Here is a 26,918-nt window from a genome sequence, read left to right as displayed (position 1 = left end):
TCTGGACAACCTACTCGGAGAAAAGCTTGCAGTAGCGCTGGATCCATTGTCCAAACAGGTTCCCGAACCCGATGGATCACCCGATAGTCGGACCACAGCCCAACGCACCGCCGACGCGCTGGAGCAACTGTTGGATTCGTACCTCGATCAAGAAGATCGACCCACCCGTGGTGGCGCGAAACCCCACGTCAACCTGACTGTGTCACCCGAACATCTACAGGCACTACAACTGCGTGGGTTGGGTGGTGTGAAGCCGCCGGCGTTGGCAGCCTCGTTTGAATGGACCGGACCCGCCTCCGCATCGACCGCTCAGATGGTGGCCTGCGATTCGGTGATCACGAAAATCTTGGTCGACAACAACATGGTCCCGCTCGACGTCGGCCGCGACCACCGGACGGTGACACCGGCGATCCGCAAAGCGTTGATCGCCCGGGACCAAGGCTGTGCATACCCTGGCTGCGGCTGCCCGCCCGGCAGAACCGATGCCCACCACATCGAGCACTGGAGTCACGGCGGGGTCACCAGCCTGACCAACACCGTTCTCCTGTGCAAGCGACACCACCGATACATCCATCACATGCGCTGGGAAGTCTTCATCGGTACCGACGGGCATCCATGGTTCATCAATCCTGACGACGCGACCAAAACGCATCTGCGGTCCCATGCCCGCCGGACCATGACGTCCGACCTCGCTGCCGCATAACCAGGCGAGGCCGGAACCGCAAGACCAGAACGCCTACGACGACATATTCCGAGAACCCCAAGCAACACAGCAACCGCTGTGTACTGCCTGACCTTTGAGAACTTCATAGTGAAATCGGCCACCGGCGGGGCCGGAGAGTGGTCCAGATTGTGCGGCGTGCTGACGGGTCAACCCACAAACACCCGGAACGGGCGCAGCACCATCTGGCCACTCTCTTGCAACCTCATTCGTAGGTCGATTCGGCTCTCGTCGTCCGACACAGCGCCCACCACACCTGACACCGACAGCTCGGCAGGGACGTCGTCGAGCACCACAACGGGTTTGACGAATCTGGTTTCGTACCTCAGGAATCGGAGCGGCTTGCCTTCGAGCCATCGCATCACATGGCCGATGCCGATGCCGACTGTCAACATGCCGTGGGCGACGGGCCCCGCCAATCCGACTGCCACGGCGACCTTCTCGTCGACGTGGATCGGATTGTTGTCCTTCGAGGCCAGCGCATAGGCGCGGATTCGCTGCTGGTCAATGGTTTCGGACACGTCGAACAGCACGGTGCCGACCGTGAGATCGCTCATTCGGTGGCCTCGGTCTCGCAAATCAGTGACGAGTTGACTCGCACGATCTCTTGCCCGTCCAGGTCGGTGACAAGCGAGAGGATCTCGAACTGCGTGACCGACGGCCGGGCCCGCACACTTGTCACCGTCACACTCGTGTTCACGACGTCGCCTGCTCTCAAGAATCTTGTGTAGGTTGTCGATTCGGCGGTGTGTACGACCCCGGCGAAATGTGTGTCGCCACTATCGAGGAACGCCTTGATCGCCGGTCCCAAGACCACATTGACGAAGGTCGGCGGGGCCTCACCCGAGGTGGCCGGCGGTCCACCGATCACCGCCACCACTTCGTCGATACCTGCCTGCGTCACCTCGTACGGAGACTCCGGCGTGACGTTGGCGCCTTCAACGATCATCATTGAGAGCCTCCACTGATTGCCGCGCGATCGCGAGTTCCTCATTTGTCGGTACCACCAGCACGGTCACCGCGGAGTCATCAGTTGAGATGATCCTCGGCTCACGGCTTCTGGCGGCATTGCGTTCGGTGTCGATCACAATGCCGAAGTTCTCGAGCCCGGCCATGGTGTCTGCTCGGACCTTGGCATTGTTCTCCCCCACGCCCGCGGTGAACACGATCGTGTCGGTCCGGCCCAACGTGACCATGTAGGCGCCGATGTATTTGCGTAGCCGATGGATGTAGACGTTGTAGGCCAGTGTCGCCGCCGGGTCACCGTCGTCGACCATCTGGATCAACGCGCGGAAGTCGTTCTCCCCGCACAGGCCCTTCAACCCTGACCGCCGATTGAGCACTACATCGATGTCGTCGACATCAAGACCGGCCGCACGCTTCAGGTACATCACGACGCCCGCATCGATGTCACCACTTCTGGTTCCCATCACCAGGCCCTCGAGCGGCGTCAATCCCATCGACGTCTCGACCGGCCTGCCGCCCGAGATGGCCGACGCCGACGCGCCGTTACCCAGGTGCAGCACGATCTGATTGAGCGTTCCCAGATCTGCTTCCAGGAACTCGGCAGTTCGTGTCGACACGTATTCGTGTGAGGTGCCGTGGAATCCGTACCGTCGGATGTGGTGCTCGAGCGCCAGCTCACGATCGATCGCATAGGCGGCCACATGCTCTGGCAACCCGTGAAAGTAGGCGGTATCGAACACGACCACCGACGGAACCTCCGGCAACAGTCGGCGGATCGCCTCGATCCCCAAGAGATTCACCGGATTGTGCAACGGAGCAAGATCTTCCAAGTCCTTGATCGCCTCGATCAGCGAGTCGTCGACGACAGTGGGCCGATGGAAGCGCGGCCCGCCATGAACCACACGATGCCCCACCGCCGTGATGCCCTCGGATTCCAGGTCATGCCCGGCGTCGGAGAACAGCTCGAACACCTTGGACAGCCCGGCCTGATGGTCGACGATCTCACCGATGAACTCGGTGACGTCGTCGCCACGAACGAGTTCCACCCGTCCTTCGGACTCACCGATACGTTCCACGATTCCATGGGCCATCACCAACGCCGAATCAGGCTGCACCAGCTGATACTTCAGGGACGACGAACCCGCGTTCAGCACCAGAACGGTATCGATGTCACTCACCGGCGATCCCCTGTGCCTGGATCGCGGTGATCGCGACCGTATTGACGATGTCTGACACCAATGCACCTCTCGACAGATCATTGATCGGCTTACGCAGGCCTTGCAACACCGGACCCACCGCCACCGCATCAGCACTGCGCTGCACGGCCTTATACGTGTTGTTGCCCGTGTTGAGGTCAGGGAATACCAGCACGGTAGCCCGCCCCGCCACCTCGGAGTCGGGCATCTTGGTGCGCGCCACCTCCGGATCAACCGCTGCGTCGTACTGAATCGGCCCCTCCATCAACAGTTCCGGAGCGCGTTCGCGCGCCAGTCGCGCGGCCTCGCGCACCTTCTCCACGTCAGCGCCACTACCGGATTCACCGGTCGAATACGACAGGAGCGCCACTCGCGGATCGATACCGAACTGGGCCGCCGTCGCCGCCGACGAGATCGCGATATCGGCCAGCTGTTCGGCGGTCGGATCCGGAATGATCGCACAATCACCGTATGCCAGAACATGATCGGCAAGGCACATGAAGAACACACTGGAGACCGTCGTCACCCCCGGAGCTGTCTTGATGATCTCGAATGCGGGCCGGATCGTGTGGGCGGTGGTGTGCACCGCACCCGACACCATGCCGTCGGCATACCCGAGCTGCACCATCAGCGTGCCGAAGTACGACACGTCCTTGACGATGGTGCGGGCCCGCTGCACGTCCATCCCCTTGTGTTTGCGCAGTTCGGTGTACGCCGCACTGAATTCGTCGAGCAGATCCGACGTGGCGGGATCGATGACGACCGCATCAGACAGATCCACCCCGAGTTCGGCGGCCCGGTCGCGCACCGACCGTTCGTCGCCGAGGATGGTCAGGTCTGCCACATGCCTACGCAACAGGCGGCCGGCGGCGCGCAGGATCCGATCGTCGCCACCTTCGGGCAGGACGATCCGCTTGCGGATCTGGCGAGCCCGCTGAATCAGCTGGTACTCGAACATCTGCGGTGTCACCACTTCCGGAATCGGCAGCTGGAGCTTCGCCAACATCGCTGCCGAGTCCACATGCTCTTCCATCAGGTTCAGGGCAATATCGATCTTCCGAGCCGAATCAATGTTCATCCGGGCACGCGCATGCACTGCAGCCCTTGCTGTTTCGTACGTTCCCTGTTCGCAGCAGATGATCGGCAACGTTGAGTTGAGCCCCTCTACCAGCGCGGCGATCTTGGGATGCGGTTTGAGTCCACCGTTGAGGATGATCCCGGAGAGCTTCGGAAAACCCTCGGCAGCGTTGGCGGCCACCAGAGAGAGCAGCACATCCGAACGGTCTGCCGGGGTGATCACCGCCATCCCTTCCGTGAGCCGTTCGAGGATGTGCTCGACGGTCATCCCGCCGACCATCACGTTCACTGCCTCACGGCCGAGCAATTCCGGGTCGCCGCTGTAGATCTCGCCATCGAGTGCAGCCATCAACTCCGCGACTGTCGGGGCGACCAGCAGCGGGTCCGCCGGCAGAGACCAGGAGGGCAGTCCGGTGGCCTGCTCGAGTGCGGCCTTCACCTCGGCCAGCCGATCTGGGTCGCAGCGGTTCGCGATCAGGGCGACGGCTTTGGCGTGATTTGCCGACAGTTCCGCCAGAGACAACTCGGCCAGGGACACAACCTCTGCCTCGGTGCGGTCAGCAGCCTTGAGCACCAACAACATCGGGGTCTGCAGGTTGGCCGCGATCCGCGCGTTGAAGGTCAGTTCCGACGGGTTCGCGATGTCGGTGTGGTCGGACCCGACGACGAGCACCGCATCACAGCGCTCCTCCACGGCGTGGAACCGGCTCACGATCTCACTGAGCGCGGCATCGGGATCCGCGTGCACCTGGTCGTACGTCACGCCGATGCAATCGTCGTAGTTCAGGTCGCTGGAGTCATGTTCGATCAACAGCTCCAGGATGTAGTCACGCTGACCGGAGTTCGTCCTGGAAATCGGCCGGAATACCCCGACCCGACCGCCGGAAGCTGCCAGCAGATGCAAGAGACCGAGCGCCACGGTTGACTTTCCGGTGTCGCCTTCAGGTGATGCCAGATAGATGCTGTTCGACACCGATGCGTCCATTGGCCCACCCTAGCCCCGGCAGCCGAGCGCTAATCGGCGGCTCTGACGGTGGAACGGACAACCATCGCCGCGATGTCGTCGTCGGACATCGCACTTCCGGGTATCAGCATGTAAGAGTAGACAACCCGCACCATGAACTCTGTTGCCCGTCGCGCGTCCGGGATGAGTGCGGCCTCCAGTTCGGGCTCGGCGCTGAAATTGCCCACACTGTTCGCGACGATGATGTCGACGATGGTGGTCGCCGCATCGCGGTCCGGTCCACGGGCGACGATGGTGGCGATGATCTCTTCGGGCTCATTGCGCAGGATATATTGCAGCGCTTCATGTTCCCGGATGTAGGCGAGAACATGGACGACCATCGTCGACACCTTGGCCGCCGGATCGGTCTCCGAGGCGATCCAGCCGGCGATCAGGTCGCCGAGGGTTTTGACCTCACGTTCGACGATCGCCTGCACCAACTCGTCGCGGCCGCCGAACATCCGGTAGGCGGTCGCCCGACCCACACCGGCATGCCGTGCCACCGACGTCAGACTCAACGCCCGGGCGCCGAAGCGCTCCACGACGGCAATGGCCACGTCGACCATCCGATCTCGATCCATACCCCAGAGATTAGGAGGTCACCGCAGGTTCTGGCGATTGCGGCCTCACCCGGCTCCGTCGGCGACTGATCGCCACACCCGCCAGCGCCATCGCGCCACCGATCAACCCGAGCAGTGTCGGGACCTCTCCGAGGAAGATCCAGGACAGCACGATCGCAATCGCCGGCACCGCCAGCGTGGTGGCGGCCATCTTGCCCGCATCTGTGCGCGAGAGTGCGTACGCCCAGGTGAGGAAGGCGATGGCAGTCGGCCCGACGCCCAGGAAGATGACGGCGGCGATTGCCCCTGCCGAGGCCTCCGACAACTCGGAGACGGCCTTCGGCGCAAACGGAAGGGTCGCCAGGAACCCGGCGAGACAGCCGACCCAGGTCGCGGTGACGGCATCGACTGTGCGCAATGCCACCTTTTGCATCAGCACTCCCACCGCGTAGAGGACTGCGGTGATCAGGCCCAGGATGATCCCGAGTTTGTCGTTGTTGCTGCCTCCGGAGCCTCCGAGTGCGATCAGGAGGACCCCGGAAAATGCCACGAGGATGCCGATCACCAACTGCCTCGGAAAGCCTTCGCCCAGGAACAGGCCCGCAAAAACCGCCACCAGGATCGGCGCGAAGTTCACCAGCAACGCCGCGGTTCCCGCGTCGAGGTGCTGCTCGGCCCAATTGAGCAGCACGGTGTAGCCCGCGAACCACACCAGGCCATAACCGATGACCAGCGCCAGCCCTTTGCCCCGGGGTAACGGCCGACGGTAGCGCAACGCGATGACCACGAGGACAGCCGAGCCGACTGCCAGCCGGGTCACGGTCAGTGCTCCGGGCGAGAACGTCTCGCCGGCAAAACGGATGACCACGAATGACGAGGCCCAGAGCAGGACGGTGATCGCAGCCGCGACCACAGCCAGGTTGTTGGCCACAGCCGCTCTCATGACATCGCCGCTTTCATGACTCCCACTGTCACGCACACAACCCATAAGCACAAGTGACTTTTTCTTGTCGACACTTCAGTACGGCTGTATCTTGAGAGGATGCTTGATGTCCATCGACTGCGCATCTTCCGAGCTGTGGTGGCCGCCGGTTCGATCAACGAAGCAGCCGCAGCACTCGGATACACCCCGTCTGCGGTCAGCCAGCACCTGACGGCGCTCCAGAAGGAGACCGGACTCGCGCTGGTGGAGAAGGACGGGCGCGGCATCAGACCCACGGTGGTCGGGCTGACCGTGGCCGAAGAGGCCGCACAGGTTCTCGAGCGGCTCGCCGAACTCGAATCCCTGGTCAATGACCTGCGACTCGGCCGGGTGGGCAGCCTGTCGGTCAGCTACTTCGCCTCGGCCGGTGCCGCCTGGATACCCCCGGTCATTGCAGCCATCACCCGCGAATACCCCCGGCTGCGAGTCGACTTGCGGTTGATCGAGCTGGCGCACGACGCCTCCGGGGATCCGGACGTCGAGATCTATGTCGAGGGCGCTGCCTCCACCCCGCTGCGCGGCTACGACGTCGAGCAACTGCTCACCGAGCCCTATGTGGTGGTGCTGCCGGAAGACCACCCACTCGCCGCCCGGGAACAGGTCGACCTCGTTGCACTGCGCGACGAGCAATGGGTCGACAACGACGTCTCTCGCGGGCCGTGCCGCCAGACAATTCTCGACGCCTGCTCGGTGGTGGGGTTTTCCCCCGGATTCCACATCGAGACCCACGACTATCCGACCGCCATCAGTTTCGTCGCGGCCGGCGTCGGGATCACGGTCCTGCCGCTGCTCGGGGCGGCGACACTGCCTGCGGGTGTGGTGAGCCGCCCGCTGATCAACCCGACGCCGATGCGCACCATCTCGGTTCGCACACGTCACGCGGTGCGCGGCAACCCGGCCGTGGAACGGATCACCGAGCTGCTGCGCAATCGGGTCGCAACTCCTTTGGCCGCCTGACCCACAACGTCGCGCTGATGTGATGTGGTGGAACCATGGCCAACAACGAAGCGACCGGCGCCGTGGACCGAGCAACGGACAGCCCACTTTTCGAGAAAGCTGCCCGGGCCGGCCATGTCGTCAGCGGATTACTGCACCTGCTGATCGCCTACATCATCTTCCGGATCGCTTTCGGATCCGGCGGCAACGCCGACCAGTCCGGTGCACTTGCGACAGTCACCGACAAACCCGGCGGCAAACTGGTGCTGTGGATTGCGGCCGTGGCGTTTGTGGCGATGGCCCTGTGGCGCATCGCCGAAATGATCATCGGTCCGCACCCCTCGGAACCCGATTCCGGCCAGGACAACTCCTCTGACAAATCCGAACTCTTCGACCGGGCGAAGGCCGCCGGTCTGGCAATTCTGTATTTCGCATTCGCCTACTCCGCGGTGCAATTCGCCGTCGGCAGCGGCAAATCCAGCGGCAAGCAGAACGCAGGTCTGTCTGCGAAGCTCATGGAGAACACCGCAGGCAAGGCCCTGCTCATCGTCGTGGGTCTGATCATCATCGCGATCGGCGGCTACCACGTCTACAAAGGCGTGACGAAGAAGTTCCTCGACGACCTGAAGACCTCCGGAAGCTCAGTTGTCACACCGCTCGGAGTCGTCGGCTACACGGCGAAGGGCCTGGTCCTGGTCGGCGCCGGGATCTTGGTGATCGTCGCGACCATCAATTCCGACCCGTCCAAGGCGACTGGCATCGACGGCGCAGTCAAAACCCTCGGCGAGGCACCGTTCGGCCAGTTCCTGCTGGTCCTCGCGGGGCTCGGGATCGCCGCCTACGGTCTCTACTGTTTCGCGATGGCGCGCTACGCCCGAATGTAAACCCCGGAAGTGTGCCCTTTTGGCGGCCCCCACCTGGGTTTTGTTCGCCAAAAGGGCACACTTTCGGTGTCAGGGGGCGGGTCAGCCGAGCTTGCGCAGGCGGGGTTCGAGGTCCTTCTGGAAGTTGGTGAGGAACCGCGCCTGGTCATGGCCGGGGGCATGGAACACCAGATGATTCAGACCCGCATCGGTGTACGCCTTGACCTTCTCCACCGCCTCGTCGGGATCAGACGCCACGATCCAGCGCTTGGCAACCTGCTCGATCGGCAACTCGTCGGCGAGGCGTTCCATCTCGGTCGACGAGTTCACACTGTGCTTCTGCTCCGGGGTCAACGACAGCGGCGCCCAGAACCGGCAATTCTCCAACGCCAACTCGGGATCGGGATCGTAGGAGATCTTGATCTCGATCATCCGGTCGATGTCCTCGAAGTTGCGCTCGGCCTTCTCCGCGCCTTCCTTCACCGCCGGGATCAGCTTCTCGGTGTACAGCTCCATACCCTTGCCCGAGGTACAGATGAATCCGTCACCGCTACGACCGGCGTACCGCGCCACCACCGGACCACCGGCGGCGATGTACACCGGTACCGGCTGCTCGGGGATGTCGTACATGTACGCGCCCTGGGTCTTGTAGAACTCGCCGTCGAAGTTGACCTCTTCACCGGTCCACAGCTCGCGCATCAACGCCACCGACTCCCGCAGCCGCGCGAACCGCTCCTTGAACTCGGGCCATTCGCCCTGGAATCCGGTGGCGTACTCGTTGAGCGCCTCACCGCTGCCCACACCGAGCATGATCCGGCCCGGGTACATGCATGCCATCGAGGCAAACGCCTGCGCGATCACCGCCGGGTTGTAGCGGAACGTCGGCGTCATCACCGAAGTGCCGATCTGCACCCGCTTGGTCCGCTCACCCACCGCGGCCATCCAGGCCAGCGAGAACGGGGCATGGCCACCGTTGTGGCGCCACGGCTGGAAGTGATCGGAGACCGCAACCGAATCCATTCCGTGCTCTTCCGCGGCCACCGCGATCTCGACCAACTCACGAGGATTGAACTGCTCCGCCGAAGCCTTGTACCCGAGTCGCAATGCCACCGTGTCTCCCTCGTTCTATCTGCAACGTTTGCTTTCCAGTTGATCACAAACCCACATCGGCGGCATCAACCGGCTGAGGACAACGGCGCCGCACACACGAATTGACTTAAAGCGAACTTGAACTTCTACAGTTGATGTCATGAGTATGGAGTCAGTTGCTTGGAACACGATGTACCGGTCGATGAACGCGCCCAACCTCGACCGCGAACAGCGCCGGGAGAACCGCGGCGTCACGGTTCGCCGGATCGTTGCTTTTGCCACGCCACATCGCGGCAAGCTCACCGTCTTCATGATCTTCAGCGTGGTGATCGCGATCCTGACCGTCCTCACGCCGGTCCTGGCCGGTCAGGTGGTCGACCACATCGTCGATGGAGGGCCCGCGTCCACGATCGTGTGGCTGTCCGTGTTGATCGCGCTGATCGCACTCGCCGAGGCCGCGGCCGGACTCCTGGTCAGTTGGCTGTCGTCGACGATCGGCGAAGGCCTGATCTACGACCTGCGCCGAGCGGTGTTCGATCACGTCCAGAAGATGCCGGTCGCGTTCTTCACCCGAACCCGCACCGGCGCGCTGGTGAGCCGCCTCAACAACGACGTCATCGGCGCCCAACGCGCCTTCTCCGACACCCTCTCGGGCGTGGTGTCCAACATCGTCACGCTGACATTGACCGTCGCGGTGATGCTGTCGATCAGCTGGCAGATCACGTTGCTGACGCTTGTCCTATTGCCGCTATTTGTCGTTCCGGCACGCCGGATGGGCAAGCGGATGCAGTCACTCTCGCGGGAGGCCGCGGAATACAACTCGCTGATGTCCACCCAGATGACCGAGCGGTTCTCGGCGCCGGGTGCCACCCTGGTGAAACTGTTCGGCCGTCCCGACCACGAATCGGACGAGTTCTCGATCCGCGCCGACAAGGTCCGGGCCATCGGAGTCCGTCGCTCACTGGCCCAGAGCATCTTCGTCACCTCACTGACATTGGTCTCGGCGCTGGCCCTGGCGATGGTCTACGGACTGGGTGGCTACCTCGCCGTGAACGGCCATCTCGACGCCGGTGCCGTGGTCTCGCTGGCCCTGCTGTTGACCCGGATGTACGCACCGCTGACCGCACTCGCCAATGCGCGTGTCGAGATCATGAGCGCCGTGGTCAGTTTCGAGCGCGTCTTCGAGGTTCTCGACCTGCCGCCGCTGATCGCCGACAAGGAGGACGCGGTGGCCGCCCCCAAGGGCCCACAGTCGTTGACCTTCAAGGACGTTCGGTTTGCGTACCCGTCGGCCGACAAGGTGTCGCTGGCATCTCTCGAAGAGGTCGCGATCCTCGATACCCGGGGCGGTGAAGAGGTGATCCACGGCGTCTCGTTCACGGTGCCACCGGGCAAGATGGTCGCGCTCGTCGGCAGTTCCGGGGCCGGGAAATCGACTGTTGCCCAACTCGCAACACGCCTGTACGACGTCGACAGCGGGGCGGTACTGCTGGGCGACAAGGACATTCGGGACATCGAGAGCGGATCTCTGCACCGCTCCATCGGACTGGTGACCCAGGACGGACATCTGTTCCACGACACGGTCCGTGAAAACCTGTTGTTTGCCAGCCCCGACGCCTCCGAGCAGGACATCTGGGACGCGTTGCGGCGCGCCCGACTGGACGGTCTGGTGGCGAGTCTGGCCGACGGCCTCGAAACAGTGGTCGGCGAACGTGGATACCGCCTGTCCGGCGGTGAACGTCAGCGCCTGACCATCGCACGACTGCTTCTCGCGCAACCATCTGTGGTGATCCTCGACGAGGCCACCGCTCACCTCGACTCCACATCGGAGGCCGCGGTGCAGGAAGCCCTGGCCGAAGCACTCGCCGACCGGACATCAGTCGTGATCGCTCATCGACTGTCGACCATCCGGGCGGCCGACGAGATTCTCGTCATGGAGGACGGCCGCGTGGTCGAACGGGGCACACACCTCGAACTGCTTGCGCGCGGCGGTCGTTACTCCGAGTTGTATCGAACCCAGTTCTCGGACAACAACTCCGCGCAGATCAAGTGAGCACGACCACCCCTCAGGGCCGGACACCTGCCTGCGCGAAACCCTTCAGCGCAAACTTGTTGTAGCGAACTTTGGCGGGCAGCTTCCGGTAGATCGGATCGATCGCCCGGACGGCCGCACAGAATCGGCGGTAATTGCGTTCTTTGCGGTCGCTCCACGGCAGATCCAGCTGCCGACGTGAACGTTCCGGCAGACCGCCGGTGGTGATGAAGGCCGCGAACGGATTGACGATCGGCGAGATCGCCTTCCAGACAAGCGGATTCATACCCGGTGGCAGCGGATAGCCCTTGGTCACGAATCCGACGCCGTAGCGGGCGGTCTTGTGCGGGATCAGGACCTCGTCGACCATGCGGTCCCAGTAGGTCACAAAGTCGGCATAGGTGGCCGGCATCGGGCGATCGCTGACACCGTAGCGGCGGTACCAGGTGACCGACTCCGCGTAGATCTGCTCTTTTTCGGCGTCGGTGAGCTTCTTGATGAAGCGATCCGTCGCGGTCAGGACGATGTCGACAAACGTCGCGTGCGCCCAGTAGTAGGTCTCGGGATTGAGCGCGTGGTACCGCTCCCCGCCCGGCATCTCGCCTTTGATGTTGATGTGGAAATCACGGACCGTGGGGCCGGCGCTCGAGCCCTCCGGCGCGTAGACCGTGCCGTAGATCCCCGGCAGCGAGCGCTTGACGCGGGCAAACGGGTCATCGAAGAACACCGAGTGCTCCAGGACGGCCTGCCCGAGCTCGGGCAGCATGTTCTCGAGCACACCCGGTCGCGGACCCAGTAGCGTCACCCGGCTGTCACCAAAGTATTTCCAGGTCAAAGACCCGGGACCGAGCGGGGCACCGACGATCTCGGGACGGTCGAATGCATCTGGGCGGTCGAAGGCATCACCGGCGGACGAGGTGTCGACTGCTTCTGTCATACCGCGACCGTAGCAGCAATGGAACACTTTCTCCATACTGTTCCATTGCTGCCACCGTCGTCGTTTCTCAGTCCGCGGAAGCCTCGGCCGCGGCCTCGATCTGGGCGATGACCGGAGCCGGAACCCGTACCTCGCCCGGCGTATAGGTGACCGATCTCAGCTGCCCGCCGTACCGGAACAATCCGCGACGGGTGCGCAACGGGGGCGACGCCGGGCCCCGCGCATCGCGCCCCACCGAGATCCCGGTCCACGGAGCCATCCCGACGAGTTGCAGCTGCCGGGGCAGCCGGACCGGTTCCGATTCCGTGTCGGTCCCGATCACCGACAGCGAGAAATCCCACCGGACCGACGCGTCCGCAGTTGCCGACAGCCGAACGCCACGGGCGCCGGCCGCGATCGGTGTACGGACCGACGACACCACCCCATAGGAGTTGAAGTCGAAGACGACGAAACCATCTTCGACGTACAGGGCATAGCCACCGAGCGGGTCACCGTGCGCCACCAGGACGCCTTCGTCGCCGACAGCATAGGCACCGAGGTCGACGTCGACAACAAAGTCGCGGTAGGCGATCAGCCGGCTCGACCGATAGCCTTCGAGAGTCGGCGTGCCGGCCAGAATCCGCACCGGCTCACCGAGTTTCACCTCCTCGGGCCGTCGGCGGGCCAGGTCCGGACCCGACAGCAGCGGGAAGACTGTGTTGTGCCAGGCGGCCTGATCCCAGGCGGCGGCCAGTTCGGCGACCTTCTCCGGGTATATGCCGGCGACATCGCGGGTCTCCGCGGGATCGAGCACCACGTCGAACAATTGCCACTGCGGGTCGTCCAGCAGTGCCGGATCATCGTGCAGCGACACCAGTTTCCAGCCATCGCGGTAGAAGCCCCGGTGCCCGCCGAACTCGGCGTACTGCTCCTGATGTGGAGTGGGCACCGAATCGTCCCGCAACACGTTCGCGATGCTGACACCGTCGCGCTCCTTGGCGGGCTTGCCGCGGCGTTCGTCGGGAATGTGGGCGCCGATGAGGTCCAGGATCGTCGGTGCGATGTCCGTGACGTACGAATAGTGTTTGCGCAAACCAGGATCGCCGTCCACACGCGGTAGTCCGGCCGGCCACGAGATGAGAAACGGAACCCGGACCCCACCGGCGAAGGTCTGACCCTTGTAGAACCGGAACGGGGTGTTGGACGCCTGACCCCAACCCCGGGGGTAGTGGGTACCGATCTCCGGCGACCCGATCAGGTCCTCGGAATGCGGCACGTCTCGCGGCCAATCGGCAGGCACCGGCGAATGGACGAACTGGCTGAGATACGAACGGGTGCCTTCGGCGCCACCTTCGGCGGTGCCGCCGTTGTCGGAGGTGAAGACCACAATAGTGTTGTCGAGTTCGCCGAGCGCCTCGACGGTGTCGAGGATGCGCCCCACCGATTCGTCCACGCTGTGCACCATCGCTGCGTAGACCTCCTGATACCGCTGGTAGCGACGCTGCTCATCCGCCGAAAGCGCCGCCCATTCCGGCGCGTCGTATCCGGGTTCTGTGTTCCGGGCTGCCATCTCGGTCTCGGGCGGGAAGAATCCGGCACGCTTCTGCGCGTCGAATCGATTCTGTCGCACAGAATCCCATCCTTCGGCGTACTTTCCGCGGAACCGGTCCAGGTCCTGCGGCTTGGCCTGATGCGGACCGTGCATCGCGATGTGCGCGAAGTACAGAAAAAAGGGTTTGTCCGGATTGTGCGCCCGCAACCCCTTGATCTGGCCGATGGCCCGGTCGGTGATGTCGTCGGTGACGTAGTAGTCGTCGGGATACTCCTCGATGTCGACCACCGAGTTGTCAGCCACCAGCTGGTTCGGATAGTAGAAGGAGTTCATTCCCTCCAGGGATCCGTAGTAACTGTCGAATCCCCGTTGAATCGGCCAGGATTCACGCGACCTGCCGGGCCCTTGATTGACATCCCGCACCAGATGCCACTTCCCGACGGCGAAGTTCGCATAGCCGTTCTCCCGCAATATCTCCGGAAGTGTGAGGACGTCGTCGGCAAGTTCCAGCCGGAAACCGGGGTAGCCGGGATCGAAGTTGGCGACCGTTCCATAACCGGCCCGGTGGGGGTTCAGCCCGGTCAGCAACGCCGCGCGGGCCGGTGAGCACACGGAGGTGGTGTGATAGTTCGACAGACGAAATCCACTGGCCGACAACCTGTTCAGGTTGGGAGTCGGTATCTCGGCACCGAAGGGTTCGATGTCGGCATACCCCATGTCGTCGACCAGCACGACGATGATGTTGGGCGCCCGCTGCGGCGCCTTCGGTTCACCGGCCCACGCCGGCTCCGACTGCGCGCCGGTCCGGCCGATCTTCCCGGTGAATCCCTCGTACCCACGCGCGCCGTCGGGCACTGCAAAATCCGTCAAAACCTGTCTCCATCCACGAAGTTGACCTCCGACAAGCAACGCCGCGCCATCGCGTGAGTGCGACGGCGAGGCGCCGTGGAAGGTCTCTGGTTGTGTGCGCCTCAGACCGAGATCGCGCGCTGCGACTCGCGCGGATCCACGACATCCGAGAAGTGCGCCGCGTCCCCGGCGACAACCCGGCTCTGCTCGCCGGTGACACTGCGGGGGATGTCCCCGGCCAGCGTGATCCGGTTCAGGCGACGGTAGTTGTCGTCGTAGTCGGCGACCGCGTAGTGCTCGGTGGCGCGGTTGTCCCAGATGGCCAGGTCACCGGCCTGCCAGTTCCAGCGAACCGTGTTCTCCAGCTTGGTGATTCGCTTCTGCAGAAGGTCGAAGAGCGCCGTCGACTCCGAAGAATCGAAGCCGACGAAACGCTTCACGAAATGACCGAGCAGCAGCGCCTTCTCACCGGTCTCGGGATGAACGCGCACCACCGGGTGTTCGGTCTCGTAGTACGTCGATTGGAACTCGGCCCGGTACTCTTCGGTGTTCTTGTTCAGCTCGCCCGCCTCGACCGTCTTCGTCGAATAGTCGTAGACGTTCGTGTGGACCGCCCAGAGCTTGTCCACCAGGACCTTCAGCGGTTCGGGTAGTTGCTCGTACGCGGTCACCGTATTCGCCCAGATGGTGGAACCGCCGTACTCGGGCAATGCCACCGCGCGCAGGATGGACGCCTTCGGCACCCGGTCGACGAAGGTGACATCGGTGTGCCAGCTGTTGGCGCGGCCGTAATCGGAATCGATCGGCAGGATGGTGTCGCCGCGCGACGTGACCGTCGGGTGAGCGATGGTGGGGACGCCGAGTGAACGTGCGAAGGCGAGTTGACCTTCGTCGTCGAGATGGTCCTGCCCGCGGAAGAAGATCACCTTGTGGGCCAGCAGGGCGTCATTGATCGCATGATCGTGGCGCTGTCGAGGTCACCGGACAGCGTGACACCGTCGATCCTGGCCCCGATGTTCCCGCCGACTTTGACGACACTGATCTGTTCAGACATGGATTGCCTTCCGGAATTCGGGCTGTGGATGTGTTCTCCGCGAAATTACGTCGCGCACAGCCAGACGAAAACCGTATGACTCACGGTGAGTCGAAGCCGCCTCAACCCACTCGTTGAATGCCTCTCCGACCCACCCGGGCCGCCGCGACTGCGTCCTTGGCAAACTGCGCCGTCAGCACGATGGATTGCCGCGCTTCCGGATGGCGACCCGCCAGCATCGGAAATGCATGCACCTGCCAGGCATAGCTGTGCATCTGCGCCGGCACACCGGCGGTGTTCAGGGACTCCACCAGTTCCAGCACATCCGGTTCGAGCATCTCGTCTTCGGCGGTGATGACGATGGTCGGAGGAAAAGCCTCGGGTGGCACCTCCGCGATCCGACGCACGCCATCGAGTTCGATCGGACCCTTGTCGAACTGTTTTCGCAACGAAGCAAGTTTGCGGATCGGGAGGTAGGCGTCGCGACGGCTCGACCGGTCGGGATTGGTGCCGAGGTCGAGGTCGAGCAGCGGTGAATATCCGATGTACGCCGCGGGCGGGGTCAAGCCGTCCCGGTGCGCCAGCTCGACGATCTTGCCGGCAAGGAATCCACCTGCCGAATCACCGGCCACCACAACGTGTTTGAACCCTCGCTCGATCAGGAGCTCCCGATAGGCCTGATAGGCGTCGGTGACGGATGTTCCCACACCGGCTTCCGGAAGTTGCCGGTACGCAACCGAATACACGGCGAGATCGATGTCCTGACACAGACGGCTCGCGACTGCCCGATGTGTGGCCAGGCCACAAACGACCAGCGCACCGCCATGCAGGTAGAGCACCGCGGCCGCCTCGTCACGACCGCTCGGACGAGCCGGCACCGACAGTTCCACCGGCCGTCCGGCCAAGGTGATCTGCTCCCGCGCGACGGTTTTTGCCTTCGGCCCGAGCGCGAAGATCTCATCGATGAGATACAGCGGCCGCAGCCCGAGGGCACCGATCGGCCAGAGCGCAAGAGTTGGCTTCAAGAGCAGTCGCGAACCCAGCCAGATCGGGTATGACCGCAGGCTCGGCCTGCCATGTCTCGTCACCGACATCGTCGAGTTCCCTTCGCCGGAACCAGGGTAAATGTTGCAGTTGGCAAATTCTAGAAAAACTCTAGGCGAAAACTGCAGCTCCCATGCCGCAATGCGTCCACCTGAGTACGACACGGCACCTGCCGATATGGTCTCGTTGCATCGCAAGTCCACCACCGGACTGCAACACTTGATCCACAGACGTGGAGAGAAAGGGCCCTTGGTGACAGCTCCGACCCTCGCACAGTTCAGCCGATCTGCGCAGGCGCCGACCGCACGGACCCTCATCGACATTCTGACCGAGACCGCGTCAGCACATCCGGATGCACCCGCCATCGACGATGGCGACACGATCCTGACCTACTCCGAGCTGATCGACCTCGTCGACGAGGCTGCGGCCTGGCTCGGCACCCGCGGAATCGGACGCGGCGATCGGGTCGGCATTCGCATGCCGTCGGGCTCTCGCGAGCTGTACCTGGCCATCCTGTCGACCCTCGCGGCCGGCGCGGCCTACGTGCCGGTCGACGCAGACGATCCACCCGAGCGCGCAACGCTGGTATTCGGTGAAGCGGGTGTGGCCGCGGTCCTCGGTGCCGAGGGGCTGAGCTGGCCCAAGGATCTGGGGCTGTCCCGCGGCGAAAGTACCGGGACCTCCAACCCGCCGACCATGGAGGACGATGCCTGGATCATCTTCACCTCCGGATCCACCGGCACACCCAAGGGTGTCGCTGTCACCCACCGCAACGCGGCGGCTTTTGTCGATGCCGAAGCCCTGATGTTCCTGCAGGCCGAACCCCTCGGTCCGGGTGACCGCGTGCTGGCCGGACTGTCGGTGGCATTCGACGCCTCCTGCGAAGAGATGTGGCTGGCCTGGCGCTACGGAGCCTGCCTCGTCCCCGCCCCGCGATCACTGGTGCGCTCCGGCATGGACCTCGGTCCGTGGCTGGTCCAGCGCGACATCACCGTGGTGTCCACGGTCCCGACCCTGGCCTCCCTCTGGCCACCGGAAGCACTCGAAGCGGTGCGTCTGCTGATTTTCGGCGGTGAAGCCTGCCCTCCAGAACTCGGTGAACGGCTGGCCGTCGACGGCCGCGAGGTCTGGAACACGTACGGCCCGACCGAAGCAACTGTCGTGGCCTGCGCCGCCCTGCTCGACGGCAACGGGCCCGTTCGCATCGGACTCCCCCTGGCCGGCTGGGATCTGGCCGTCGTCGATGCCGACCAGCGGCCCGTCGAGTCCGGAGAAGTCGGCGAGCTGGTGATCGGCGGCGTCGGGCTGGCCCGCTATCTGGACCCCGTCAAGGACGCCGAGAAGTACTCGCCGATGGAGACACTGGGCTGGGAACGCGCCTACCGCAGTGGTGACCTGGTGCGGTTCGAGCCCGAGGGCCTGGTGTTCATGGGCCGCGCCGACGATCAGGTCAAGGTCGGTGGACGTCGCATCGAACTCGGCGAGGTCGACAACGCGCTGCAGCACCTCCCCGGTGTCGGCGGGGCCGCAGCCGCCGTCCGTAAATCGGCGGCCGGCAATTCATTGCTCGTCGGCTACCTCGTTTCGACGGACCCCGAGTTCGACGTGAACAAGGCCCGGGATCTGCTCACCGACCGGCTCCCGGCCGCGCTGATCCCCCGACTCGTCCTCGTCGACGAACTGCCGACCCGGACATCGGGCAAGGTCGACCGCAACGCACTTCCGTGGCCGCTGCCCTCGGGCGACGGTGACGCCGATCTCGGCGACCTCGGCGCGACCGAGGCCTGGCTCGCCGGGCACTGGACGACGGTCCTCGGCGTCAGCATCACCGACGCGAAAGCCGACTTCTTCAACGAAGGCGGCGGCTCACTCGCCGCCGCGCAGCTGGTGACCGTCCTGCGTCAGCGCTTCCCCACCGTCACCGTCGCCGACCTCTACGACCATCCCCGGCTCGGGTCGCTGGCGCAGATGCTCGACGACCTCAACCCGGGCGCGGTGGTCGAGCCACGCATCGTCGAACCGACCCCACGACGCGCCGGACTGGCCCAGATCGCGTTGTCCGTGCCACTGACCACATTGACCGGTCTGCAGTGGGCGACCTGGCTGGCCATCGCGAACAACGTCTTGTCGGCGGCTTTCGACGCCGCCTGGATCCAGCCGATCAGCTGGTGGGTCGTCCTGGCCGCCTTCATCATCTTCATCACCCCGCTCGGCCGGATGCTCACCGCCGCGGCCGGAATCCGGCTTCTGCTGGCCGGCTTGCGCCCGGGTGACTATCCCCGTGGCGGGTCGGTGCATCTGCGACTGTGGGTCTCCGAACGTCTGACCGAGGCCAGTGGGGCCGCGAATCTGTCGGGCGCGCCCTGGATGATCTACTTCGCCCGGTCCCTCGGCGCGCAGATCGGCCGGGGCGTCGACATGCACACGTTGCCGCCGGTGACGGGCCTGATCACCCTGGGCGAAGGTTGCTCTGTGGAGCCCGAGGTCGATCTGTCGGGGTGGTGGATCGACGGCGATGTCGTCCATATCGGCGAGATCGAGATCGGCGCGGGCGCCAATGTCGGATCGCGATCAACCCTGATGCCGGGAGCCCGCATCGGTGCGCGCGCCGAGATCGCTCCGGGTTCAGCGGTGATGGGCCGGGTCAAGGGCGGTCAGCTCTGGGCCGGGTCACCCGCGGTCAAGTCCGGCAAGGCCCAGCGGCCCTGGCCGGAGGAACGCCCCGCCAGACGAAGCTACTGGGTTCCCATCTTCGGGGTGTCCTCGATCTTGCTGGCCGGTGTTCCGCTGGTGTCCCTCGCTGCCGGGCTCACGATCATCGGCAGCTGGGCGGGCCGTGCCGACGACCTCGAGTCGGTCACACTGCGCGCGATGGCACTGCTCCCCGTCGCCACCCTGGTGAGCCTGTTCGTGTTCGCGCTGCTCACCGTGGTCCTGGTGCGATTGCTGGCCATCGGAATGCAGAAGGGTTATCACCCGGTACGTTCCCGCGTCGGCTGGCAGGTCTGGGCCACCGAGCGGTTGATGGACTCGGCCCGTACCTTCCTGTTCCCGCTCTACGCGTCGCTGCTGACCCCCTGGTGGTTCCGGTTGCTCGGCGCCGACATCGGCAAGGGCACCGAGATCTCCACCGCACTGGTCATCCCGAAGTTCACCACCGTCGGCGACGGTGCATTCCTGGCCGACGACACCATGGTCGCGTCGTACGAACTCGGTGGCGGCTGGATGCACATCGACGAGGCCAAGATCGGCAAGCGTGCCTTCCTCGGCAACTCCGGGATGACCGGACCCGGACGCAAGGTCCCGAAGAACTCGCTCGTCGCCGTTCTGTCGGCAACGCCGAGCAAGGCGAAATCGGGATCGAGCTGGCTCGGCAGTCCGCCGGTTCGGCTGCGCCGGTCCGCCGCGCAAACCGATACGTCCCGGACATTCGACCCACCCATGAAACTGAAGATCGCGCGCTCGATCGTCGAGACGATGCGCTTGATCCCGGTGATGGTCAGCTTCGGACTGGGCCTGCTGGTGCTCATCGCCCTGCAGTACGTCGCCATCGAGACCAACTATTACGTGGCAGCCCTTGTCAGTGGGCTCGTGCTGCTGATCGCCGGTGCCGCCGCCTGCTGCATCGCGGCAGCCGCCAAGTGGACCGTCGTCGGCCGTATCCGGGCCACCGAATACCCGTTGTGGAGTTCGTTCGTCTGGCGCAACGAACTCTCCGATGCGTTCGTGGAAACCGTGGCTGCCCCCTGGTTCGCGAATGCCGCCACCGGCACGCCCATCCTCAACGTCTGGCTGCGGATGCTCGGCGCCCACATCGGCAAGGGCGTCTGGTGCGAAACGTACTGGCTGCCGGAAGCCGACCTGGTGACACTCGGCGATGGCGCCACCGTGCAACGCGGCTGTGTTGTCCAGACCCACCTCTTCCACGATCGGGTGATGGCGATGGACGAGGTCGTCCTGGGGCCCGGCGCCACACTGGGACCGCATTGTGTGGCGCTGCCGGCCTCCGGACTGGGTGCGGGCGCCACCGTCGGACCTGCATCACTGGTCATGCGGGGCGATGTGGTTCCCGATTCCACCCGCTGGCAAGGGAATCCGATCGCGCCGTGGAACTAGGGCACGCGCTCGACCGTCGTTCGGCGCCGTCGGTGCATGAGGTAGCCGTCGGCGCCCGTGCGTCCGGTGTCGGAAAGCCCGACGGCGACCAGGCCGGCGATCAGGGCGAGCGGCAACTCGTATCCGAAGTCGGTCGACCAGAACCCGTTGTCGATGTGGGCGTAGAAGATCGCCCCGATCATGTCCGCGATCAGCAACAGCGACACCAGCGGCATCAGCACACCCAGGATGAGCAGGATGCCACCACCGAATTCGACCAGCGCCGAATACCAGGCCGCGGCGCGTGGCCACGGGATGTCCAGCGACTTGAAGTAGAGCTCGGTTTTGTCGATTCCGTTGGTGCTCAACTTCTGCCATCCGTGAAAGATGAAAATTATGCCCAGGATCACACGTGCGACCAGGGATGCGAAATTTCTCGATGTACCCATGACTACGGTCCTTGTTCTCGCGGAGAAGTACCACTACTTCGGTGGCCATGTGCCTTATGGGTCTTGAAGCGCCATCGCCTGAGCGGCCATGTAACGTCACGAGCGATCATGAATCGGGGGTGCGACGTCATACATGTCCACTCACAAGCTATTCAACGCTTTCAAAGTTGCACTTCGGAACCGAACAGGAGGATTCATGCCAGGTAAACTCGTGCGATCCTCCCGAATCGGTCAGGCGCTGCTGGGTGACCCGTCGGACGGAATCGACCCGTACCTTCCCGCCAACGGCAATCTCGGATACCGGGTATCGCGCTATGACCTCACCCTGGAATACAAGGTCTCGACCAATCGGCTCGCCGGTGTCGCTGCTCTCACCGCGGCCACCGTCAGAACTCTGGGCCGGTTCAGCATCGACCTGTCGTCCTCGCTGAAGGTTGAACGCATCACGGTCAACGGCAAGCGTCCGGCCCGCTACACCCATCGCAATCACAAGCTGAACATCACGCTCGCCACCGATCTGCCCGCCGGTGGTGGGATGACGGTGGTGATCAAGTACGCCGGCAATCCCAAGCCGATCCGCGGTCAATGGGGCGACGTCGGTTGGGAAGAACTCACCGAAGGGGCGCTCGTCGCCAGCCAACCAAACGGCGCGGCCTCCTGGTTCCCCTGTGACGACCACCCTGGTTCCAAAGCCGCGTACGGCATCTCGATCACCACCGACAGTCCGTTCATGGCGGTCGCGAACGGTGTCCTCAAGAGCAAACGCACCAAGGCCGCCCAGACGACCTGGGTGTACGAACAGATCGAGCCGATGGCGTCCTATCTGGCGACCATCCAGATCGGCTCCTACACACGAAAGACCCTTGGCACCAAACCGGTTCCCATCCATGCGGTGGTCCCACCGCGCCTGCGCAGAAACCTCGACCTCGACTTCGCCAAGCAGCGGCAGATGATGGAAGTCTTCGTAGAGATGTTCGGGCCGTACCCGTTCCCGGAATACTCGGTGGTGATCACGGACGACGACCTCGAGATCCCCATCGAGGCCCAGGCCATGTCGATCTTCGGGGCCAACCACTGCGACGGGACGGGTTGGTCCGAGCGACTGATCGCCCACGAACTGGCCCATCAGTGGTTCGGCAACTCCCTCACGCTGAGCCGATGGAAAGACATCTGGCTGCATGAGGGTTTTGCCTGCTACAGCGAGTGGCTGTGGTCGGAGCGTTCTGGCGGCCCGACCGCTGAATCCCAGGCTCGCAAATACTACGGCCGACTGGCGGCGTCCCCCATGGATCTGGTGATCGGCGATCCAGGTCCGAAGTACATGTTCGACGACCGGGTCTACAAACGGGGCGCCCTCACCTTGCACGCCTTGCGGAAGCGTTTGGGTGACAATGACTTCTTCGACCTGCTCCGCGAGTGGACCAGGGAGTACCGCTACAGCTCGGTCACGTCTGCCGACTTCACCGGCCTCGCCGGCAAATACAGTCCGCAGCCCCTGAACGACCTGTGGCATCGCTGGCTTGACGAGAAGCCGCTGCCGCCGTATCCGGTCTTCTAGATGAGACGGGTGGCCCTGGCGACTGTGATCGCCGCGGTGTCCGGCTACCTGGTCCTCCTGCTCGCGGCCCGCGCCCTCGGTGCTGACGGCTACGCCGCGTTCGCCGTGTTCTGGGCGGCATACGGACTGGTCACCGGTACTCAGAACGGGCAGCTCCAGGAGACCACCCGGGCGGTCCGGGGTGCGATGATCCGCGATGCGGTCGGCACCCGGCCGATGCCGCTCAACGCCGTCGTAGGTGTGGGCCTGGCGCTGCTGGTTGCGGTGACGTCGATCGGCTGGGCCGGTGCCGTATTCGAGTGGTACAGAATCGAATCGGTGCTGTTGCTCGCCGCCGGTGTCGCGGCGTTCGGCATTTACGCCGGACTCGGCGGTGTGTTGTCCGGACTGGGCCGGTGGGGTCCGTTCGCCACCCTGCTCATCGTCGATGCCGTAATCCGCCTGGTACTCACCGTCATCGCCGTCATCGCCGGCTGGGGACTGTTCGCGTTTCTGGTGATGACCATCGCGGGCACGGTCTCCTCGGCCGTTGTTGTCCTCTGTCTGCGGCCGGCCCGCACCGCGCTGGGCGCGAACGGGGATGTCGCGGCCTCGGACTTGGCCCGCAACACCTTCACCGCGATGGCCGCCGCACTGGCCAGCGCAATTCTGGTGATGGGTTTCCCGGTTCTGATCAAACTGTCCACATCCGGCGATCTCGATTCGGTGGCCGGAGCCGTGATCTTGGCGGTGACGCTGACGCGGGCTCCACTACTGGTGCCGCTGAACAGCTTCCAGGGCGTCCTGATCAGCCGGTTCGTCGAGAATCGGGATCGGGTGCTGCAGTCGCTGACGGCGCCGTTGCTGATCGTGGCCGGGGTGGGTGTGGTCGGCGCGCTCGCGGCCTGGCTGATCGGTCCGTGGCTGCTCGAAACGATCTTCGGCGCCGACTACCGACTCTCCGGTTCCACCATCGCACTGCTGACCGTCGGCGCGGTGGCGATGGCGGTCCTCACGCTCACCGGCGCGATGGCTCTGGCCATCGGAGCGCACCGCCTCTACGCCGCCGGATGGTGGGTGGCGACCACCGCGAGCATCGCGTTGTTGTTCATACCCGCCGACCTCGAGGTGCGGGTGTCGATCGCCCTCATCGCCGGACCGATGATCGGGATGGCCGTCCATCTGTGGGCGGCGAGACCGCGGTCAGCGGAGCACGTGCCTGGTGAGCGAGGAGACAATCGGCCACTGCCTGCCGAGTAACGCTCGAGGCAGCAGCGTGGCTGCATTCAGCCGGGACGTCGGATGCCGGCGAGCTGCTTTGGCCGCATCCGGCCAGCCGATCTCCAGACAGCGCTGCGCCTCGCCCAGGAAGAAGGCGCGCTCCTCATCGAACCGCCTGCCATCGATCGCCTGGACCGAACTCACCGATTCGGTATGGCGGCGGTAGGAGAAGGTGACGTCCTCGGTCAGGACCAGCGCACCGCCTGCCTGCGCGATGTCGATCAGCAAGGCGAGGTCGAGGACGATCTCGAGACCACTGCGGAAGCCGATCGGTTTCACCACCGCGGTGCGCCAGACCAGGGCTGGGAAATACGTCCAATTGCCGCGAAACAGGCTCGCCACCAGCGCTTCGCCACGCAGGACGGTCGGCGCCGCCGGTGTCATGCGGGCCTTGACCCGATCGCCCAGAGGCCGGACCACGGCGTCGTCGGCGTCGATGACCTGCACGCCCGACTGGACCACAGCCGCGTCGGGATGTGCGTCGAGTGTCGCGATCGCGGTCGCCAGATGCTCCGGCGCCATCAGGTCGTCGCAGCCCATGAGGGTGAACGCGGGAGCCTCGACGAGGTCCACACAGCGCCGGAAGTTGCCGTTGACCCCGAGGTTCACGTCGTTGCGGATGTAGTGCACGCGCGCATCGCCCAGCGATCGCAGCCAGCGCGCCGGTTCGGGATCGGGGTACTGGTCGTCGACCACCACCAGGCGGAAATCGGTGAAGGTCTGATCCAGGACGCTGCGGACCGCGGCTTTCAGCAGATCCACGTCGCCGTAGAACGGCAACATGACGTCGACAGCTCGCACGCTCCGCAGCGTACAGCCGCGGTACCGATAGACTGCCTATCGGCCTGGCAGACGGTTGGGTTGCCGCGGACCGCGTTCGGTACCCGGCCGATGTGCGCGTGGAGGTGTGATCATCACTGACTCACCGCCTGCCCCCTCATCCGCAGCCACCGCCAATTCCGACGTCTGGCTGATCGTTCCGGTATTCAACGAGGCACCGGTGATCCGCTCGGTGATCACCGCCGCCAAACGCACGTTCCCCAACATCGTCTGCGTCGACGACGGCAGCAGGGACAATTCCGTCGCGGAGATCCGGGCCGCGGGCGCCGATATCGTCCGCCATCCGGTGAACCTGGGCCAGGGCGCAGCGATCCAGACCGGTGTCGAATACGCACGGGCGAAGCCGGGAGCCCGATACTTCGTCACGTTCGACGCCGACGGCCAGCACCAGGTCGATGACGTTGTCGCCATGCTGGCACGACTCCGGACCGAACCGCTCGACATCGTGATCGGCACCCGCTTCGCCGACGACCGCAGCAAAAGCGTCCCGTTGATCAAGCGAATGGCGTTGCGCACCATCGTCTTCCTGAGTCCACGGACTCGACGGATGGGCCTGACCGATGCCCACAACGGTCTGCGGGTGTTCAACTCCACCGTGGCCGATCAACTCGACCTGATCATGAACGGGATGAGCCATGCATCGGAGTTCGTCGCGCTGATCGATCAGAACAAGTGGCGGGTGTCCGAGCAGCCGGTGACCATCCTCTACACCGAGTATTCGATGGCCAAGGGCCAGTCGCTGCTGAACGGTGTCAACATCTTGAGCGACGGCCTGCTCCATGGCCGGATGAGGCGATAACACCATGCTGGCCATCCAGATCCTCCTGATCCTCGCCGTCCTCCTGCTCGTCGGCTACTTCCTCACCCGCCGTGGCAATGCCCGGGCCTCGGCGTGGGTGAAGCTGATCTTCCTGGCATTCCTGGCCTTTGGGGTGTACGCGCTGCTGCGGCCGGACGATCTGACGGTCATCGCGGGATGGGTGGGCGTCGGACGCGGAACCGACCTGGTGCTCTACGGACTGGTGGTGGCCTTCGCCTTCACCACGATCAGCACCTACCTTCGATTCCGCGATATCGAGATCAAGTACGCCCGCCTCGCCCGGTCGGTGGCGTTGCAGAACGCGGCCCTGGAGAACAACCACCGACCACAGGACCCACCGGCCAATCCAGCTCAGTGATCGTGTGAACAACCATATCCTGCAAGCAAAGTCGATTTCGGTTCGATTCGGCGATCAGACCGTTCTGGACGATGTCGACCTCGAGGTGAGGTCGGGCGACATCACCGGCGTGGCCGGACCATCGGGCAGCGGGAAGACCACCCTGCTCCGGGTCGTGGCGGGTCTACTCGCCCCGGATGCGGGCACCGTCACCTACGACGGGGCTGACAAGGCCACACCGGGCTCACTTGCCATGCTCGACCAACACCCGAGACTGGCCTGCAACTCCGATTGGACGCTGGCTCAGATCATCACCGAGCCCGCCGATATCGCCGGGCGCACAGCCGATCTCGACGCCGTCATCGAACGCGTGGGATTCGACCCCGAACTACTCACCCGGTTTCCCACCCAGGTCAGCGGCGGACAACTCCAACGTGCTTGTCTCGCACGCATACTCGTCAGCGAACCAGCATTTCTTCTCTGTGACGAACCCACCGCCCTGCTCGACCCGGTCGCCACCAACGCCGTCGTCACCCTACTGCGAGAACTGTCCGACCAGGGAACGGCAATTGCTGTCGCCAGCCACGACCAGGCACTGATCGATCGGGTGTGCACATCCTCGACCGTGCAGTTGTGAAGTCATCTGCCTGCTCGACAGGGTGAATGTCGTACCCTCACGATACACTGAGCGATTCGCTACAAGCGACATCGAAAGATGTTGCAGCACAACCGAAGAAGGA

Annotated in this window: 22 protein-coding genes and 1 pseudogene; 10 read left to right on the top strand and 13 right to left on the bottom strand. The window is 64.2% G+C overall.

Annotated features, from left to right (window positions below):
* The coding region (locus H290_RS29900) for an HNH endonuclease signature motif containing protein (RefSeq protein WP_020109911.1) at positions 1-703 on the top strand (703 nt) is incomplete at its 5' end.
* A 167-nt stretch (positions 704-870) separates the two neighbouring features.
* Here H290_RS29900 and H290_RS0126590 read toward each other — a convergent pair.
* From H290_RS0126590 to H290_RS0126565, 6 genes are read right to left on the bottom strand one after another with little or no spacing between them, the layout of a single operon-like run.
* Complete coding sequence (locus H290_RS0126590; protein WP_020109910.1) at positions 871-1,278, bottom strand: MaoC/PaaZ C-terminal domain-containing protein; 408 nt, start codon at positions 1,276-1,278, stop codon at positions 871-873.
* Positions 1,275-1,673 carry a MaoC family dehydratase N-terminal domain-containing protein gene (locus H290_RS0126585; protein ID WP_020109909.1) on the bottom strand — a complete coding sequence of 133 codons (399 nt, stop codon included), beginning with the start codon at positions 1,671-1,673 and terminating at the stop codon, positions 1,275-1,277. Before H290_RS0126585 ends, H290_RS0126590 begins: the two co-directional genes overlap by 4 nt.
* Positions 1,660-2,865 (bottom strand): acetate kinase, encoded by a 1,206-nt coding sequence (locus H290_RS0126580; protein WP_020109908.1) that lies wholly within the window; start codon positions 2,863-2,865, stop codon positions 1,660-1,662. Before H290_RS0126580 ends, H290_RS0126585 begins: the two co-directional genes overlap by 14 nt.
* Positions 2,858-4,945: a phosphate acetyltransferase gene (gene pta / locus H290_RS0126575; protein WP_020109907.1), complete on the bottom strand. Its 2,088-nt coding sequence runs from the start codon at positions 4,943-4,945 to the stop codon at positions 2,858-2,860. Before pta ends, H290_RS0126580 begins: the two co-directional genes overlap by 8 nt.
* A gap of 29 nt (positions 4,946-4,974) precedes the next feature.
* On the bottom strand, positions 4,975-5,544 hold the full coding sequence (locus H290_RS0126570; protein WP_020109906.1) for a TetR/AcrR family transcriptional regulator: 570 nt from the start codon (positions 5,542-5,544) through the stop codon (positions 4,975-4,977).
* A 10-nt stretch (positions 5,545-5,554) separates the two neighbouring features.
* Positions 5,555-6,466 carry a DMT family transporter gene (locus H290_RS0126565; protein ID WP_036520460.1) on the bottom strand — a complete coding sequence of 304 codons (912 nt, stop codon included), beginning with the start codon at positions 6,464-6,466 and terminating at the stop codon, positions 5,555-5,557.
* A 99-nt stretch (positions 6,467-6,565) separates the two neighbouring features.
* Between H290_RS0126565 and H290_RS0126560 the strand changes: the two genes are divergently transcribed.
* Together H290_RS0126560 and H290_RS0126555 are read left to right on the top strand one after the other, a co-directional pair.
* Positions 6,566-7,462: a LysR family transcriptional regulator gene (locus tag H290_RS0126560; protein ID WP_020109904.1), complete on the top strand. Its 897-nt coding sequence runs from the start codon at positions 6,566-6,568 to the stop codon at positions 7,460-7,462.
* Between the two features lie 35 nt (positions 7,463-7,497).
* A complete protein-coding gene (locus H290_RS0126555) occupies positions 7,498-8,325 on the top strand; it encodes a DUF1206 domain-containing protein (RefSeq protein ID WP_020109903.1) in 828 nt (275 codons plus the stop codon).
* A gap of 81 nt (positions 8,326-8,406) precedes the next feature.
* Here the strand turns inward: H290_RS0126555 and fgd are convergent, their stop codons facing one another.
* Positions 8,407-9,414: a glucose-6-phosphate dehydrogenase (coenzyme-F420) gene (gene fgd, locus H290_RS0126550; RefSeq protein ID WP_020109902.1), complete on the bottom strand. Its 1,008-nt coding sequence runs from the start codon at positions 9,412-9,414 to the stop codon at positions 8,407-8,409.
* A 139-nt stretch (positions 9,415-9,553) separates the two neighbouring features.
* On the opposite strand from fgd, the gene H290_RS0126545 reads away from it, so the two are divergent.
* A complete protein-coding gene (locus H290_RS0126545; protein WP_036520430.1) occupies positions 9,554-11,446 on the top strand; it encodes an ABC transporter ATP-binding protein in 1,893 nt (630 codons plus the stop codon).
* Positions 11,447-11,459: 13 nt separating this feature from the next.
* Here the strand turns inward: H290_RS0126545 and H290_RS0126540 are convergent, their stop codons facing one another.
* From H290_RS0126540 to H290_RS0126525, 4 genes and pseudogenes are all read right to left on the bottom strand, one after another.
* Positions 11,460-12,362 carry an oxygenase MpaB family protein gene (locus H290_RS0126540; protein ID WP_020109900.1) on the bottom strand — a complete coding sequence of 301 codons (903 nt, stop codon included), beginning with the start codon at positions 12,360-12,362 and terminating at the stop codon, positions 11,460-11,462.
* Positions 12,363-12,429: 67 nt separating this feature from the next.
* Entirely contained in the window at positions 12,430-14,763 is a 2,334-nt protein-coding gene (locus tag H290_RS0126535) for an arylsulfatase (RefSeq protein WP_036520427.1), read from the bottom strand.
* A gap of 101 nt (positions 14,764-14,864) precedes the next feature.
* Positions 14,865-15,796 (bottom strand): annotated as a pseudogene (locus tag H290_RS29895) (TauD/TfdA dioxygenase family protein).
* Between the two features lie 101 nt (positions 15,797-15,897).
* Positions 15,898-16,869 (bottom strand): alpha/beta hydrolase, encoded by a 972-nt coding sequence (locus H290_RS0126525; protein WP_020109896.1) that lies wholly within the window; start codon positions 16,867-16,869, stop codon positions 15,898-15,900.
* Between the two features lie 127 nt (positions 16,870-16,996).
* On the opposite strand from H290_RS0126525, the gene H290_RS0126520 reads away from it, so the two are divergent.
* On the top strand, positions 16,997-20,935 hold the full coding sequence (locus H290_RS0126520) for a Pls/PosA family non-ribosomal peptide synthetase (protein ID WP_020109895.1): 3,939 nt from the start codon (positions 16,997-16,999) through the stop codon (positions 20,933-20,935).
* Here the strand turns inward: H290_RS0126520 and H290_RS0126515 are convergent.
* Positions 20,932-21,363 carry a DoxX family protein gene (locus tag H290_RS0126515; RefSeq protein ID WP_020109894.1) on the bottom strand — a complete coding sequence of 144 codons (432 nt, stop codon included), beginning with the start codon at positions 21,361-21,363 and terminating at the stop codon, positions 20,932-20,934. The two genes, H290_RS0126520 and H290_RS0126515, sit on opposite strands and share 4 nt — an antisense overlap.
* Positions 21,364-21,559: 196 nt before the next feature.
* On the opposite strand from H290_RS0126515, the gene H290_RS0126510 reads away from it, so the two are divergent.
* A complete protein-coding gene (locus H290_RS0126510) occupies positions 21,560-22,921 on the top strand; it encodes a M1 family metallopeptidase (RefSeq protein ID WP_028463738.1) in 1,362 nt (453 codons plus the stop codon).
* Positions 22,922-24,160, top strand: a complete 1,239-nt coding sequence (locus tag H290_RS0126505; RefSeq protein WP_020109892.1) for a hypothetical protein — start codon at positions 22,922-22,924, stop codon at positions 24,158-24,160.
* On the opposite strand, the gene H290_RS29890 is transcribed toward H290_RS0126505, so the two are convergent.
* Positions 24,104-24,964, bottom strand: a complete 861-nt coding sequence (locus tag H290_RS29890) for a glycosyltransferase (protein ID WP_020109891.1) — start codon at positions 24,962-24,964, stop codon at positions 24,104-24,106. The two genes, H290_RS0126505 and H290_RS29890, sit on opposite strands and share 57 nt — an antisense overlap.
* A gap of 124 nt (positions 24,965-25,088) precedes the next feature.
* Here H290_RS29890 and H290_RS0126495 point away from each other — a divergent pair, with 124 nt between their 5' ends.
* The 3 genes from H290_RS0126495 to H290_RS0126485 are packed head-to-tail and all read left to right on the top strand — an operon-like array spanning position 25,089 to position 26,815.
* Positions 25,089-25,820: a glycosyltransferase family 2 protein gene (locus H290_RS0126495; protein ID WP_020109890.1), complete on the top strand. Its 732-nt coding sequence runs from the start codon at positions 25,089-25,091 to the stop codon at positions 25,818-25,820.
* A gap of 4 nt (positions 25,821-25,824) precedes the next feature.
* Positions 25,825-26,199, top strand: coding sequence for a DUF2304 domain-containing protein (locus H290_RS0126490; RefSeq protein ID WP_020109889.1), 375 nt, complete (start codon positions 25,825-25,827; stop codon positions 26,197-26,199).
* Positions 26,200-26,203: 4 nt separating this feature from the next.
* Positions 26,204-26,815 (top strand): ABC transporter ATP-binding protein, encoded by a 612-nt coding sequence (locus H290_RS0126485; RefSeq protein WP_020109888.1) that lies wholly within the window; start codon positions 26,204-26,206, stop codon positions 26,813-26,815.
* Positions 26,816-26,918 lie beyond the last annotated feature (103 nt).

Origin of the sequence: Nocardia sp. 348MFTsu5.1, from assembly GCF_000383535.1 — a bacterium.
Lineage (GTDB): Bacteria > Actinomycetota > Actinomycetes > Mycobacteriales > Mycobacteriaceae > Williamsia > Williamsia faeni.
Note: the sequence above shows the minus strand (reverse complement) of the source record. Positions and strands in the feature narration are given on the sequence as shown.

Excerpts from the sequence above, each read along its gene's own strand:
- H290_RS0126590 (WP_020109910.1), bottom strand. The coding sequence starts at position 1,278 with ATGAGCGATCTCACGGTCGGCACCGTGCTGTTCGACGTGTCCGAAACC.
- H290_RS0126585 (WP_020109909.1), bottom strand. The coding sequence starts at position 1,673 with ATGATGATCGTTGAAGGCGCCAACGTCACGCCGGAGTCTCCGTACGAG.
- pta (WP_020109907.1), bottom strand. The coding sequence starts at position 4,945 with ATGGACGCATCGGTGTCGAACAGCATCTATCTGGCATCACCTGAAGGC.
- H290_RS0126570 (WP_020109906.1), bottom strand. The coding sequence starts at position 5,544 with ATGGATCGAGATCGGATGGTCGACGTGGCCATTGCCGTCGTGGAGCGC.
- H290_RS0126565 (WP_036520460.1), bottom strand. The coding sequence starts at position 6,466 with ATGAGAGCGGCTGTGGCCAACAACCTGGCTGTGGTCGCGGCTGCGATC.
- H290_RS0126560 (WP_020109904.1), top strand. The coding sequence starts at position 6,566 with ATGCTTGATGTCCATCGACTGCGCATCTTCCGAGCTGTGGTGGCCGCC.
- H290_RS0126555 (WP_020109903.1), top strand. The coding sequence starts at position 7,498 with ATGGCCAACAACGAAGCGACCGGCGCCGTGGACCGAGCAACGGACAGC.
- H290_RS0126545 (WP_036520430.1), top strand. The coding sequence starts at position 9,554 with ATGAGTATGGAGTCAGTTGCTTGGAACACGATGTACCGGTCGATGAAC.
- H290_RS0126540 (WP_020109900.1), bottom strand. The coding sequence starts at position 12,362 with ATGACAGAAGCAGTCGACACCTCGTCCGCCGGTGATGCCTTCGACCGC.
- H290_RS0126525 (WP_020109896.1), bottom strand. The coding sequence starts at position 16,869 with ATGTCGGTGACGAGACATGGCAGGCCGAGCCTGCGGTCATACCCGATC.
- H290_RS0126520 (WP_020109895.1), top strand. The coding sequence starts at position 16,997 with ATGGTCTCGTTGCATCGCAAGTCCACCACCGGACTGCAACACTTGATC.
- H290_RS0126515 (WP_020109894.1), bottom strand. The coding sequence starts at position 21,363 with ATGGGTACATCGAGAAATTTCGCATCCCTGGTCGCACGTGTGATCCTG.
- H290_RS0126510 (WP_028463738.1), top strand. The coding sequence starts at position 21,560 with ATGCCAGGTAAACTCGTGCGATCCTCCCGAATCGGTCAGGCGCTGCTG.
- H290_RS0126505 (WP_020109892.1), top strand. The coding sequence starts at position 22,922 with ATGAGACGGGTGGCCCTGGCGACTGTGATCGCCGCGGTGTCCGGCTAC.
- H290_RS29890 (WP_020109891.1), bottom strand. The coding sequence starts at position 24,964 with ATGTTGCCGTTCTACGGCGACGTGGATCTGCTGAAAGCCGCGGTCCGC.
- H290_RS0126490 (WP_020109889.1), top strand. The coding sequence starts at position 25,825 with ATGCTGGCCATCCAGATCCTCCTGATCCTCGCCGTCCTCCTGCTCGTC.